At 71.2% G+C, this 12,568-nt stretch carries 10 protein-coding genes; 9 read left to right on the forward strand and 1 reads right to left on the reverse strand.

Features of this window, described 5'->3' with window-relative positions:
- Positions 1–3: 3 nt before the first annotated feature.
- The 5 genes from AB0C30_RS09060 to AB0C30_RS09080 all read left to right on the forward strand — a co-directional run bounded on the left by AB0C30_RS09060 (position 4) and on the right by AB0C30_RS09080 (position 7,024).
- Positions 4–2,010: a hydantoinase/oxoprolinase family protein gene (locus tag AB0C30_RS09060; RefSeq protein WP_357941213.1), complete on the forward strand. Its 2,007-nt coding sequence runs from the start codon at positions 4–6 to the stop codon at positions 2,008–2,010.
- Positions 2,003–3,811: a hydantoinase B/oxoprolinase family protein gene (locus AB0C30_RS09065; RefSeq protein WP_357941215.1), complete on the forward strand. Its 1,809-nt coding sequence runs from the start codon at positions 2,003–2,005 to the stop codon at positions 3,809–3,811. The genes AB0C30_RS09060 and AB0C30_RS09065 overlap by 8 nt, the downstream gene beginning before the upstream one ends.
- Before the next feature lie 72 nt (positions 3,812–3,883).
- Positions 3,884–4,771: a Gfo/Idh/MocA family oxidoreductase gene (locus AB0C30_RS09070; protein ID WP_357941217.1), complete on the forward strand. Its 888-nt coding sequence runs from the start codon at positions 3,884–3,886 to the stop codon at positions 4,769–4,771.
- Positions 4,772–4,926: 155 nt separating this feature from the next.
- The gene (locus AB0C30_RS09075; protein ID WP_357941219.1) at positions 4,927–5,931 is read left to right on the forward strand and encodes an NAD(P)-dependent oxidoreductase; all 1,005 of its coding nucleotides are present in this window, start codon (positions 4,927–4,929) and stop codon (positions 5,929–5,931) included.
- Between the two features lie 37 nt (positions 5,932–5,968).
- Entirely contained in the window at positions 5,969–7,024 is a 1,056-nt protein-coding gene (locus AB0C30_RS09080; RefSeq protein WP_357941221.1) for a dihydrodipicolinate synthase family protein, read from the forward strand.
- 101 nt (positions 7,025–7,125) lie between these two features.
- On the opposite strand, the gene AB0C30_RS09085 is transcribed toward AB0C30_RS09080, so the two are convergent.
- Positions 7,126–8,361: a hypothetical protein gene (locus AB0C30_RS09085; protein WP_357941223.1), complete on the reverse strand. Its 1,236-nt coding sequence runs from the start codon at positions 8,359–8,361 to the stop codon at positions 7,126–7,128.
- Between the two features lie 30 nt (positions 8,362–8,391).
- On the opposite strand from AB0C30_RS09085, the gene AB0C30_RS09090 reads away from it, so the two are divergent.
- The 4 genes from AB0C30_RS09090 to AB0C30_RS09105 all read left to right on the forward strand — a co-directional run bounded on the left by AB0C30_RS09090 (position 8,392) and on the right by AB0C30_RS09105 (position 12,559).
- Positions 8,392–9,540 carry a DegT/DnrJ/EryC1/StrS family aminotransferase gene (locus AB0C30_RS09090; RefSeq protein WP_357941225.1) on the forward strand — a complete coding sequence of 383 codons (1,149 nt, stop codon included), beginning with the start codon at positions 8,392–8,394 and terminating at the stop codon, positions 9,538–9,540.
- 102 nt (positions 9,541–9,642) lie between these two features.
- Positions 9,643–10,884, forward strand: a complete 1,242-nt coding sequence (locus tag AB0C30_RS09095) for a sugar ABC transporter substrate-binding protein (RefSeq protein WP_357941227.1) — start codon at positions 9,643–9,645, stop codon at positions 10,882–10,884.
- Positions 10,885–10,886: 2 nt separating this feature from the next.
- A complete protein-coding gene (locus AB0C30_RS09100) occupies positions 10,887–11,753 on the forward strand; it encodes a sugar ABC transporter permease (RefSeq protein WP_225289419.1) in 867 nt (288 codons plus the stop codon).
- A complete protein-coding gene (locus AB0C30_RS09105) occupies positions 11,750–12,559 on the forward strand; it encodes a carbohydrate ABC transporter permease (protein ID WP_357941230.1) in 810 nt (269 codons plus the stop codon). Before AB0C30_RS09100 ends, AB0C30_RS09105 begins: the two co-directional genes overlap by 4 nt.
- Positions 12,560–12,568: the final 9 nt, after the last annotated feature.

Raw genomic sequence — 12,568 nt, forward strand, 5'->3', positions numbered from 1 at the left:
GCCATGCGTAGCGTCCGTATTGGAGTCGACACCGGGGGCACGTTCACCGACGTGGTGGCCGTGGACGACCAGACCGGTGAGATCGTCACCACCAAAACCCCCTCGACCCCCGCGAACCCGGCCGACGGGTTTGTCAGGGGCATCGAGAAGCTGGGGCCGCTCGACGCGAGTTCCGTCGTGCACGGCACCACTGTGGCCACCAATCAACTGCTCGAGGACCGGATCGCGAACCTGGGGTTCATCACGACCGAGGGCTTCGAGTTCATCCTGGAGATAGCCAGGCAGAGCGTGCCCGACGGCTATGGCAACTCCTACTTCTGGGTCAAACCACCGCGGATCGTCCCGATCCACCTGGTCAAGACCGTCGGGGGGCGGCTGGACCACACCGGTGCCGAGGTGCGCCCGTTCGCCGAGGAGCAGGCCGCCGAGGTGGCCCGCTGGTTCAAGGCCAAGGGCGTCACCGCGATCGGCGTGTGCTTCCTGCACTCGTACGCCAATCCGGACCACGAGCGGCGCATGCGGGACGTACTGGCCCGTGAGCACCCCGAGGCGATCGTCTCGCTGTCGAGCGACGTGCTGCGCGAATACCGCGAGTACGAGCGGTCGGTCACCACGCTCGTGGACGCGGCGGTCAAGCCGACGATGCGCCGCTACCTGGCCAACCTGTCGGCCCGGCTCGGCATGCCGTTCTCGGTGATGAAGTCCAACGGCGGCGTGCTGTCGGCCCGCGAGGTCGTCAACCAGCCGATCACCACGGTGCTGTCGGGGCCCGCGGCCGGGGCGCTGGGCGCGGCGCTCATCGCCTCCACGGCGGGACACCCGTCGGTGATCACCCTGGACGGCGGCGGCACGTCCACCGACGTCTCGGTGGTGATCGACGGCGAGCCGTCCATCACCACCGAGGGCGTCATCGGCCGCTACCCGTGCAAGATCCCGATGATCGACATCGTCACAGTCGGCGCGGGCGGCGGCTCGATCGCCTGGATCTCGCCCGAGGGCACGCTGAAGGTCGGCCCCAAGTCGGCCGGGGCCGATCCCGGACCGCTCTGCTACGGCAGGGGCGGCACCGAGGTGACGGTCACCGACGCGCACGTCTTCCTCGGCCGCATCCCGCCGCACCTGCTCGGCGGGGAGATCCCGCTCGACGTGGCGGCCGCGCGCACCGGCATCCAGGCGCTGGCCGACAAGCTCGGGCTCAGCGCCGAGCGGACCGCGACGGGCATCCTGGAGATCAGCGCGTTCAACCAGAGCAACGCCATCCGCCAGCTCACCGTCAAGCGCGGGCTCGACGTGCGGGACTTCCCGCTGGTGACGTTCGGCGGCTCGGGGCCGCTGCTGGCCTGCCGGCTGATCGACATCCTGGGACTGCCCGCGGTGGTCGTCCCGCCCGATCCGGGCAACGTCTCGGCGTTCGGCCTGCTCACGGTGGACGTCAAGAACGACTACGTCCGTACGCACGTCACCCGCGACCTCTCACCGGCGACGGCCGCGGAGATCTTCCGCGAGCTGGAGGGCGAGGCGGCGCAGGCGCTCGACCGGGAGGGCTTCGACGAGCCGGTCTACGCCCGCAGCGCCGACCTGCGTTACTACGGTCAGGCGTACGAGGTGCGCGTGGCCGCCCCGGCGGGCGAGGTGGACGAGGAGTGGCGCCGGGAGGTGCTGGACCGCTTCCACCAGGCGCACGAGAAGCTCTACGGCTACGGCTACCGCGACGACGAGCGGCACGGCGTCGAATGGGTCAACCTGCGCGTCTCCGGCATCGGTCCCATCACCCGCCCGGCCATCCGCCGCAGGGAGCCCGGCGCCGGTGAGCGGCCCGCGGCGGCGACCAGGAGCGTGCACTTCGACTCGGCCGCCGACACGCCGATCCACCAGCGGTCCGACCTGGACCCGGGCACCGTGGTCGAGGGTCCGGCGGTCATCGAGGAGTACGGCTCGACGATCCCCATCCATCCCGGCTTCACCGCCCAGGTGGACGACTACGGCAACGTGGAGGTGCGGCGTGGCTGACCCGATTCTGGTCGAGATCGTCGAGGGCACCCTGGCCTCCGTGGAGAAGGAGGTCGAGACCGCGATCGCGCGTACGGCCCGCTCGCCGATGATCCGCGACGCGCACGACTTCCGCGCGGGCATCCACGACGCGCGGCTGCGCAAGCTGACCGGCCGCTCCTACAGCGCGCTCGTCCAGCCGATCGTCCGCGACTTCCCGATCGAGGAGATGAACCCCGGCGACGTCTTCTTCCACAACGACGTCTACCTGTCAGAAGGCGGGATCGGCCACCTGCCCGATCTGTGCGTCACCGTCCCGGTCTTCCACGAGGGCTCTGTGGTGGCCTTCGTGCAGGCGTTCGGGCACCACGACGACATCGGCGGCTCCGTGCCCGGCTCGATGCCCTCGCACGCGCGCAGCGTGTACGAGGAGGGGCTGATGGTCCCGCCGATCAAGTTGTGGGACGCGGGCGTGCCCAACGAGGCCGCGCTGCGCATCATGACCCGCAACTCGCGCATGCCCGACTCCCTCGCGGGCGACCTCGACGCCGAGTGCTCGGCCTGCCTCATGGGGGCGCGCCGCCTGGGCGAGCTGTTCGACAGGTACGGCCGGGCCGAGGTCGAGGCGTGCTTCGACGCGATCATCGGCAAGACGACGGAGACGTTCCGGCGCGAGCTGCTGGCCAAGATCCCCGAAGGCACCTACACCTGGGAGGACTACGCCGAGCACGACGGCGTGGACGAACCACGGCTGCACGCCCAGCGGATCACCCTCACCGTCGACCACGCGGCGGACGCCCCGCTGAAGATCGACTTCACCGGCACGTCACCGCAGGCCAAGGGGCCGATCAACCACGCGGGCGACTACGCCGACGGGGTGTTCCTGAAGAAGTGGCTGGCCCCCATCCTGCGCAACCTCGCCGACACCCCGGAGCGCATGGCCGAGCTGGACGTCAACGAGGGCGTCGTCCCCCTGATCGAGATGGTCTTCCCGGAGAAGGGGACGCTGCTCACCCCGATCTTCCCCGCGCCCACCAACGCGCGGACGTTCGTGATCCTGCGCCTGCTCGGCGTGCTCGCGGGCGTGCTGGCCAAGGCCACCGGCGGGCGCATGCCGGCCGACCAGGAGACGATCCGCTACACCGGCGTCCACGGCGCCGACGCCGACGGCGTGCCGTACCTGATGAGGGAGGTCCTCGGCGGCGGCTCCGGCGGGCGCTGGTACGCCGACGGCGAGGACACCATCCACGTGGTGCCCGACTCGCGCAACATCCCGGTGGAGTTCGCCGAGGCGCGCTGGCCGTTCCGGGTCGAGCGGCTGGCGCTGGCCTGCGACTCGGGCGGGCCGGGCATGTTCAGGGGCGGGCTCGGCTACGACAAGCACATCAGGATGCTCAGGGACGCCTCGTACATGTCGATCGCCGACCGGTCGATCCTGTCGTGCTGGGGCGTCAACGGCGGGCTGGCCGGGCGGCCGTTCCGGGTCGAGATCGCGGGCAAGGAGATGGAAGGCCTGGTGGACGACTACCAGGTGCAGGCGGGCGAGACCATCCGCATCCGCACCACCGGGGGCGGCGGCTGGGGCTCACCGTACGACCGGGACCCGCGCGCCGTGGCGGCGGACGTCCGCGACGGCAAGGTGTCCATCGCCGGCGCCCTGGGCGACTACGGCGTGGTGCTGGACGGCGACCGCATCGACGAGCAGGGCACCGCCCAGCTCCGCGCCAACCTGCGCCCGCCGGCGGGCCGCTTCTTCGACCGCGGCCCCGGCTACCCGAAGCTGTCGGGCGGCCGCTCCCACGCGGAGGTGGACGAGCTCTAGCGGATGCCATGATGGGCTCCATTTCCTGAGATTCCTTGAGATTTCCTGAAATGTCGCGAAATGGAGCCAGCCATGCGTGTCGCCCTAGCCGGTCTCGCCACCAGCCATCCCTTCACCGACGCCCGTACCCTGGCCCGCCACGCGGACCTGCTGGTGTGGGAGGAGGACCCGGAACGGCTGAGCCGCTTCACCGGCGAGCACCCCGGCGCCGAGGTGCTGCCGAGCCTGGCCGCGCTGCTGGCCGCCGAGCCGGACGGCGTGGTGCTGACCGTGCCGAGCCCGCGCGTGCCCGGGGCGCTGGCGGCCGTGCTCGACACCGGCGCGGCCTGCTTCGTGAACAAGCCCGCCGTCGCCACCCGCGCCCAGCTGCGCGAGCTGGACCGGCTGCGGATCCACGACCGCGTGCTGTCCAGCTCGGTGCTCCGCTTCGCCCCGGCCTTCACGGGGCTGCGGGTGGACCCCGCCGACGTGCTCGCGGTCCGGGCCACCGTACGGCATGACGTCGGCCTCTGGGCCAATGGCTACAACGCCTGGCAGGACACCCCCGGCGAGGGCGGCGGGACGATGGTGACCATGGGGATCCACGGCGTGGAGCTGCTGGTCGCGCTGTTCGGCCCGGACGTACGGCTGGCCGGCGCGGCCTCGGCCACCAGGCACTACGCGGGCCTGCGCTCGGAGGACACCGGCGTCATGGCCCTGCGCTGGGACAGCGGCGTCACGGGCACGGTCGAGATCCTCGGCGTCTCCGACGAGGAGTCCTACTCCGTCACCATCCATCGGCGCGGCGGCACCGACACCGTCGTGATCGAGGGCGGCGACGACCACGTCAAGGGCCTGGGCTACGAGGGGACGATCGAGGCGTTCCTGGCGATGATCGGGGGCGCGCCGAGCCCGGTCCCGTGGGCGCAGACCCGGGCCATCCTGGAGGTACTGGTCGCGGCCCGCGAAACCACCCAATGACCGGCTCGTGAGAGCGCCCAACGACCGGCGCGCGAACCACCCGTTGCCCGGGGTCCGAGGGCGCCCGCCGACAGGCGTCCGAGGGCGCCCATTGACAGCCGAACTCCGCCGCAGTTACGGTCTGGACCGTAAATGACGTAACGGAGGTAGACCGCGTGCGGACGACAGCGGAACTCGAGGAACGGCTGGCGCGGCCGAGCCCCGCCCTCGTCGACGACCTGAGCAGGCTCGACGGCGACATCCTGATCCTCGGCGCGGGCGGCAAGCTCGGCCCGAGCCTGGTCCGGCTGGCGCTCAACGCCACGCGTGGCGACCGGCGGATCATCGCGGTGTCCCGGTTCTCCGAACCCGGGCTGGCCCAGGCGCTCCAGGACGACGGCGCGACCGTGGTGGCCGCCGACGTGGCCGACGAGGGGGCGCTGCGCGACCTGCCCGACGCGCCGAACGTGGTGTTCCTGGTCGGCGCCAAGTTCGGCACCGAGGGCCGGGAGCACGCCACCTGGTTCACCAACGCGTACCTGCCGGGCAGGGTCGCCGACAGGTTCAGGGACGCCAGGATCGCCGCCCTGTCCACCGGCAACGTCTACCCGCTGGTCCCCGTGGGCGGCGGCAGCACGGAGGGCTCGCCGACCGGGCCGGTCGGCGACTACGCGATGAGCTGCCTCGGCCGGGAGCGGGTGCTGTCGCACTTCGCGGAGACGTACGGCACCCGCATGTCGCTGCTGCGGCTCAACTACGCCGTCGAGCTGCGCTACGGCGTGCTCGTCGACCTGGCCGGGAAGATCCTGGCCGGGGAGCCGATCGATCTGGCCACCGGCCAGGTCAACGTCGTCTGGCAGGGTTACGCCAACGAGGTCGTGCTCCGCTCGCTGCTGCTCGCCGAGTCACCGCCGTACGTGCTCAACGTGACCGGGCCCGAGCTGGTCTCGGTCCGGCAGGCGGCGCTGGACCTCGGCGCGGCCCTGGGCAAGGAGCCGGTGTTCAGCGGCGAGGAGGCGCCCACGGCGCTGCTGTCGAACGCCGGCAAGTGCCACCGCCTGTTCGGCTACCCCGAGCTCACGCCCGCCGAGCTGATCGAGCACACGGCGCGCTGGGTGGCCGACGGCGGCCCGCTGCTCGGCAAGCCCACCAAGTTCGAACGCCGTGACGGCCGCTTCTAACCGCGTGCCCGGCCCATTGACCCAAGGGGGATCCGACGTGCTCAGCACGATTCCAGAGGCGCAGACGTCCGTGCGCGAGCTGTTCCGGCGCGGCCTGGTGATTCCGGCGCACCCGCTGGCGTTGACCGAGGACCGGAAGCTGGACGAGCGGCGGCAGCGGGCGCTGACCCGCTACTACGTCGAGGCGGGCGCGGGCGGGCTGGCGGTGGGCGTGCACACCACGCAGTTCGCCATCCACGGCACCGACCTGCTGCCGCCGGTGCTGGAGCTGGCCGCGCGGACCGCGGGGGAATACGAGCGCGAGGTCGTCCTGGTCGCGGGCGCGACCGGGACCACGCGGCAGGCCGTGGCGGAGGCCGAGCTGGCCAGGTCGCTCGGCTACCACATGGTGCTGCTGAGCCCGTGCCGGGAACTGGACGAGGACGGGCTGATCGAGCGGGCGCGGGCGGTGGGCGAGGTGCTGCCGGTCATCGGCTTCTACCTGCAGACCGCGGTCGGCGGACGCCCTTTGTCACGAAATTTCTGGACCCGGTTGGCGGCGATCGAGTCCGTGGTGGGCATCAAGGTCGCCCCCTTTGACCGCTATCGCACGCTCGACGTGCTCCACGGCGTGGTCCGGGCCGGTCGCGCGGCCGAGGTCGCCCTCTACACCGGCAACGACGACCACATCCTGGCCGATCTCGTCACCACCCACCGGGTCGTCGTGGACGGCCACGAGGTGGAGATCGAGTTCGTCGGCGGGCTGCTCGGTCAGTGGGCGGTCTGGGTACGGCGGGCGGTCGAACTGCTGGAGGAGGCCAAGCTGGCCCGCTCGGGCGACGACGCGGCCATGCGGCGGCTGCTCACCCTCGACGGTCACCTCACCGACGCCAACGCCGCCATCTTCGACTCGGCCAACGCCTTCCACGGCTGCATCCCCGGCATCCACGAGGTGCTGCGCCGCCAGGGGCTGCTGGCGGGGCGCTGGTGCCTGGACCCGGCGGAGGAGCTCTCACCGGGGCAGCTCGCGGAGCTCGACCGGATCTGGGCCGCCTACCCGTGGCTACGGGACGATGACTTCGTCAGCGCCGGCCTGTCCCGCTGGCTCGCCTGACCCTCATGCGAGCCAGCGGCACCGTCCCCGAGCCGGCCGTCCCCGAGCCGGCCGTCCCCGAGCCGGCCGCTCCCAAAACGGCCGTCCCCGAGCCCGCCGCCTCAGAGTGTGAGGCGGTACAGGGTCAAGGGGCGGCCGCTGGAGCCGCTGGTGAGGTTGCCCGTGCGTTCGGCCAGCCCGGCCAGCTCCAGCCGGTGCAGCATGCGCCGGGCCGTGCGCTGCTGGACGTCGAGGCGGTCGGCGATCTCCCTGGTGGTCAGCGGCTCGTCACCCGCCGCCGCCCGCGCCTGCAGCAGCCGCTCGATCGTCGCCACCGACAGCCCCACGCGGCGGGCGATCACCGAGAGGTTGCGCTCCGACTCCGGGACGCCGGCGACCGACTCCAGGACGATGTCCGTGTCGGCGCGCAGCGACAGCACCGCCGCGACCTCGCCGATGCGCCGGGCGCGGGCCAGGGCCCGGCGGGCCAGGCTCTCGGCCTCCGCCGCGCTGCGGCCCAGCCCGAAACCCACGCGTACCACCTGATTCTGCGCCGCGAGGCGGCTCAGCATGGGCAGGCCGGTGAAGCCGCCCGTGGCGTCGTACAGCGGACCCCGGGTGGTCACCAGGAGATGGGTGCCGCCCCGGAAGGCGGCCAGCGTGCCGCCGAGCGCGGTGGCCTCGCGCAGCAGTCCCTCCTCGTTCTCGACCTCGATCAGCCCGAGCGCGATCTGCGCGTCCTCCTGCGCCTGCCCCTCGGCGGTCAGCAGCAGCTGGCGCAGCGCCACCCGGACCGAGTGGACGGACGGCGCCAGGCGCAGCACGTGCATCTCATCGCGCAGGGCCTCGTGCACCGAGCTCAGGCAGGTGATCACCGGATGGGCGGGGCCGCGCCGGTGGAAGGCGATCGCCTTCTTGGAGGTCATCTCCGGCCGGTAGGGCAGCGTCCTGAGCGTGTCGGCGGGCAGCCCGGCCTCGGCGAACGTGGCCACCACGTCGGCCGCGGGCAGCGTGTCGATGGACAGCCCGGTGACGTCCTGGCCCTCGTGCTGCAGGCGTACCAGGGCGCTGAGCAGTGTCGCGCCCGAGTAGTCGACGAACGCGGCGGCCCGGCTCAGCACCTCGGCGTCGCGGGAGAGCATGTAGGGGACGATGCCGGTGAACAGCCATCCCTCCACGGCGGCGGCGTGCGCCTCGACGATCGCGGGCGCCTGCGACTCGTGGTCGTAGTCGAGGCGCAGCGCGGTGATCGCGGGCTGCTCCTCGCAGGTGGCCGCGACGTCGTCGACCAGATCATGCGGGCCGACGACCCCGATGACGATTCCCACCCACGCCTCCCTCTCGCTGTTTTCGGTCAAGACCGCAATTATAACTTGTGAGGTGCCCCTGTGAAGTTCCCGTCCATGGCCGAGGCCGCCGGCCGTACGCTCGGCGACGAAGAGGTCGCCGCCGCGGCGCGGGTGATCCGCTCGGGCATGCTCAGCTCCGTCTGGGGGACCGAGACCAGAGCGCTCGAACGCGAGGTCGCCGCCTTGTACGGCGTGCGCCACGCGGTCGCGTGCGGCTCCGGCACCGCGGCCCTCCATCTGTCGGTCGTGGCGGCTGCGCCGGACCCCGGAGACGAGATCATCACGACGCCGATCACCGACTTCGGGACCGTGGCCCCCATCCTGGCGCAGAACGCGGTCCCTGTCTTCGCGGATGTAGATCCCTCGGACGGCAATCTCGACCCCGGCGCGGTGGCCAAGCTGATCGGCCCGCGAACGCGGGCGATCATGGCCGTGCACCTGTTCGGCGCGCCCGCCCGCGTGGCCGAGCTGCGGGCGCTGGCCGACGAGCACGGCCTGGCGCTGATCGAGGACTGTGCCCAGGCGTGGCTCGCCGAGCTGCCGGACGGCCGGCCGGCCGGCACGGTGGGCGACGTCGCCACCCTCAGCCTGCAGCAGTGGAAGCACATCACCTGCGGCGACGGCGGCCTGGCGCTCACCGAGGACGACGAGCTGGCGCGCCGGATGCGGCTGTTCGCCGACAAGGGCTGGGACCGGGCGGCCGGGCGCTCGCACGCCGGTTTCGGCCTGAACTACCGCATGACCGAGCTGCAGGCCGCCGTGGCGCGGGCCCAGCTCGCCAAGCTGCCCGGCGTCGTCGCGGCCCGCCGGAGCACGGCCGTACGGCTGCTCGACGCCCTTCAGGGTCTGCCAGGGGTACGGCTGCCGCGCCCGGAGGGGCACGCCTGGTGGCTGTTCCCCATCGTGCGGCCCGAGGGTGACGCCCGGGAGCTGGCCGCGCACCTGGCCGCGGCCGGGATACCCGCGCGGGCCGGTTACCTGGAGGAGCCGCTGAACCGCGCCCCACTGTGGGATCGGCCCATCTACGGCTCCTCGCGCTACCCGCTCGACGGCTACGTCCCGAACCCGTGCCCCGAGGCCGAGCGGCTGGTCGCCGAGACGCTGCTGATCATCGAATGGAACGAGAACTACACGGCCGAGCACGCCGACGCCGTCGCCCGCGAGATCACCCGATTCACCGCGCGTTAACGGTGGAGGCCGTAGTTACGTTCAGGTATCGCCCATTGACCGCACGAGGTCCTCGTCATTAGGTTTCGGTCAGGACCGGTATTACTCGAAAGGAATCCGCCGATGAGGAAGACAGCGGCACTCGGCCTGACGGCCGCCCTGGCCCTCGCCGCCGCCGGGTGCGGATCCAGCGGCTCGGACAAGAGCACCGTGACCCTCTGGATGTACCCCGTCATCGGGGACCAGGCCAAGAGCCAGGCGTTCTGGGCCAAGGTCGAGAAGGACTTCGAGGCCAAGAACGCGACGATCGACATCAAGATCGACCAGCAGCCGTGGGAGGGCCGTCAGGAGAAGGTCACCACGGCACTGGTCTCGAAGAAGGGCTTCGACCTCGTCGTCCTGGGTCCCGACCAGATCCCGCAGTACGCCCAGCAGGGCACCATCGACGCCGTCGACGACGTGGTGGGCAAGGACAAGGCGACCTACCTGCCCAGCGCGCTCACCGCGCTGACCGTGAACGGCAAGCTGTACGGCGTGCCGATCTATCAGACGATCACCGCGCCCATCTACAACAAGAAGCTGTTCGCCGAGGCGGGCGTCGACAAGGTGCCCGAGACGCTGGCCGAGCTCAAGGCGGCGGCGCCCAAGCTGGCCGCCAAGAAGGTCGCCGTGCTCGACTACCCCGGCAAGCCCGAGGTCAGCCTCAACCAGAGCTTCTACCCCATCCTGTGGGCCAACGGCGGCAGCGTCTTCGCCCCCGACGGCAAGAAGGTGGCCTTCAACAGCCAGCAGGGCGTCGACAGCCTGCAACTGCTGCTCGACCTGAAGGCCGCCGGCGGCCTGCCCGAGGACACCGCCAGCAAGGGCAACGAGGTCGAGGGCGGCGCCCTGGCCAAGGGCAAGAGCGCGATGTACCACGCGGCCACCGCCCTGCAGGCCACCCAGCTCGGCGCCGCGATCGGCGCCGAGAACGTCGGCATCGGCCTGCCGCTGGAGGGCGTCAAGCGGGTCGCGTTCGGCATCCCGGGTGCCCTGGTGCTGGCCAAGCACGCCGAGAACAAGGACGCGGCGAAGAAGTTCGCCACTTACCTGTCCTCGCCCGAGGTCGCCGCGAGCCTGGCCGCGGAGTCGGGCTTCTTCCCCGCCCGTACCGACGTGACCGTGCCGGGGCAGTCGGCCGCGGCCACGGAGTTCGCCAAGTCGCTGCAGTACGCCTTCCCCGGTGACACCCACCCGAAGGCCCGCCAGGTGATGGGCGTCATCGCCCCGCACATCCAGGCGGCCCTGCTCGGCAAGGAGGACGCGAAGACGGCGCTCGACGCGGCGGCCAAGGAGGCCGACGCGCTGCTGGGCAACGGCGGATAGGGATGCGCCAACGCCTGCGTGACCCGGTCACGGGCCTGCTGTTCGTGCTGCCCGTGCTGGTGCTCTTCCTGATCTTCCGGATCTTCCCCGCCCTCGGCGCGGCGGGGATGAGCCTGACCAACTGGAACATCGGCGGGGAGTGGAGCTTCGTCGGCGCGGACAACTACGCCCGGCTGCTCGACGACACGATCTTCTGGACGAGCCTGCGCGTGACGCTCGTGTACGTGGCCGTCTACGTGCCGCTCACCCTGCTCGTCTCGCTCGGCACGGCGTTGCTGCTGAACCAGGTCGTGTTCCTGCGCGGCCTGTTCCGCGGCATGCTGTTCCTGCCGTACGTGACCAGCTTCGTGCTGGCCGGCGTCATCTGGCGGTGGATCTACGAGTTCGACGGCCTGATCAACGGCGTCCTGGGCAAGGCCGGGCTCGGCCCGGTGGCCTTCCTGGAGCAGTCGTCGCTGGTACTGCCGGCCCTGGCCGTGGTGTCGGCGTGGAAGGGCTTCGGCTACTCCATGCTGATCCTGCTGGCCGGGCTGAAGGCCATCCCCGGCTCCTACCTGGAGGCGGCCCGGGTCGACGGGGCCTCGGCGTGGCAGCGCTTCCGCCGGATCACGCTGCCGCTGCTGAAGCCCGCGCTCTTCTTCGTCCTGGTGATCGAGACGATCAGCGCCTTCCAGACCTTCGACACCGTCTACGTGATGACCGGTGGCGGTCCCGCCAGGGCCACCTACACCCTCATCTACGGCATCTACGACCACGGCTTCAGATCCTTCGACTTCGGCTACGCCGCCACGTGGGGGATGGTCCTGTTCGCCCTGGTGCTCATCGTGTCGCTGATCCAGCGCCGCTTCCTGGACCGGGGGAACACATGACGCGCACGCGGCAGAGATGGCCGCTCGTCGCGCTGCTCGGCGTGCTGTCGGTGCTGACCGTCAGCCCGTTCGCCGCCATGCTGATCGTCGCGCTGTCGCCCGCGGGCGCCCCGACCCTGCCCGCGCAGTGGCCGGACTCGCTCACGCTCGACAACCTCACGCGGGTGCTGTCCGCCTCCGGCTTCGTGGGGTGGACGGTCAACTCGCTGGTGTACTCCGTGGTCTCGGTGGTGATCATCCTGCTCACCGCCTCGATGGCCGGGTACGCGTTCGCCAAGAAGCGCTTCCCCGGCCGCCAGGCGATGTTCTGGACGTTCCTCGCGACCATGATGGTGCCCTTCCAGGCCACCCTGATCCCGACGTTCGTGCTGGTCAACAGCCTGGACGGGGTGGACACGTTCTGGGGGCTGATCGTGCCGACGCTGGCCAACTCGCAGGCCGTGTTCCTGATGCGGCAGTTCATCATGGGGCTGCCCGACGAGCTGTTCGACGCGGCCAAGGTGGACGGCGCCTCCGAGCTGCGGGTCTACTGGACGATCGTGGTGCCGCTGACCCGGCCCGTCCTGGCCACGCTGGGCGTGTTCGTGTTCCTGTGGCACTGGAACGACTTCCTGTGGCCGCTGGTCGTGGGGCAGAGCGACGCCACCCGTACGCTCACCGTCGGCCTGACCACGCTGCGGACCGAGGAGATGCAGCTGTCGGTGCTGATGGCGTCGGCGGCGATCTCCGTGGTGCCGTGCCTGCTGGTCTTCTTCCTGTTGCAGCGGTACCTGGTCAACAGCATCGCGATGACTGGGCTGAAATAAGCTCTCTCG

Origin of the sequence: Nonomuraea sp. NPDC048901 (genome assembly GCF_040649695.1) — a bacterium.
Taxonomy (GTDB): domain Bacteria; phylum Actinomycetota; class Actinomycetes; order Streptosporangiales; family Streptosporangiaceae; genus Nonomuraea.

Bases quoted from the DNA above. Each gene is read 5' to 3' on its own strand.
- AB0C30_RS09060 (WP_357941213.1), top strand. From the start codon at position 4: ATGCGTAGCGTCCGTATTGGAGTCGACACCGGGGGCACGTTCACCGAC.
- AB0C30_RS09070 (WP_357941217.1), top strand. From the start codon at position 3,884: ATGCGTGTCGCCCTAGCCGGTCTCGCCACCAGCCATCCCTTCACCGAC.
- AB0C30_RS09095 (WP_357941227.1), top strand. From the start codon at position 9,643: ATGAGGAAGACAGCGGCACTCGGCCTGACGGCCGCCCTGGCCCTCGCC.
- AB0C30_RS09100 (WP_225289419.1), top strand. From the start codon at position 10,887: ATGCGCCAACGCCTGCGTGACCCGGTCACGGGCCTGCTGTTCGTGCTG.
- AB0C30_RS09105 (WP_357941230.1), top strand. From the start codon at position 11,750: ATGACGCGCACGCGGCAGAGATGGCCGCTCGTCGCGCTGCTCGGCGTG.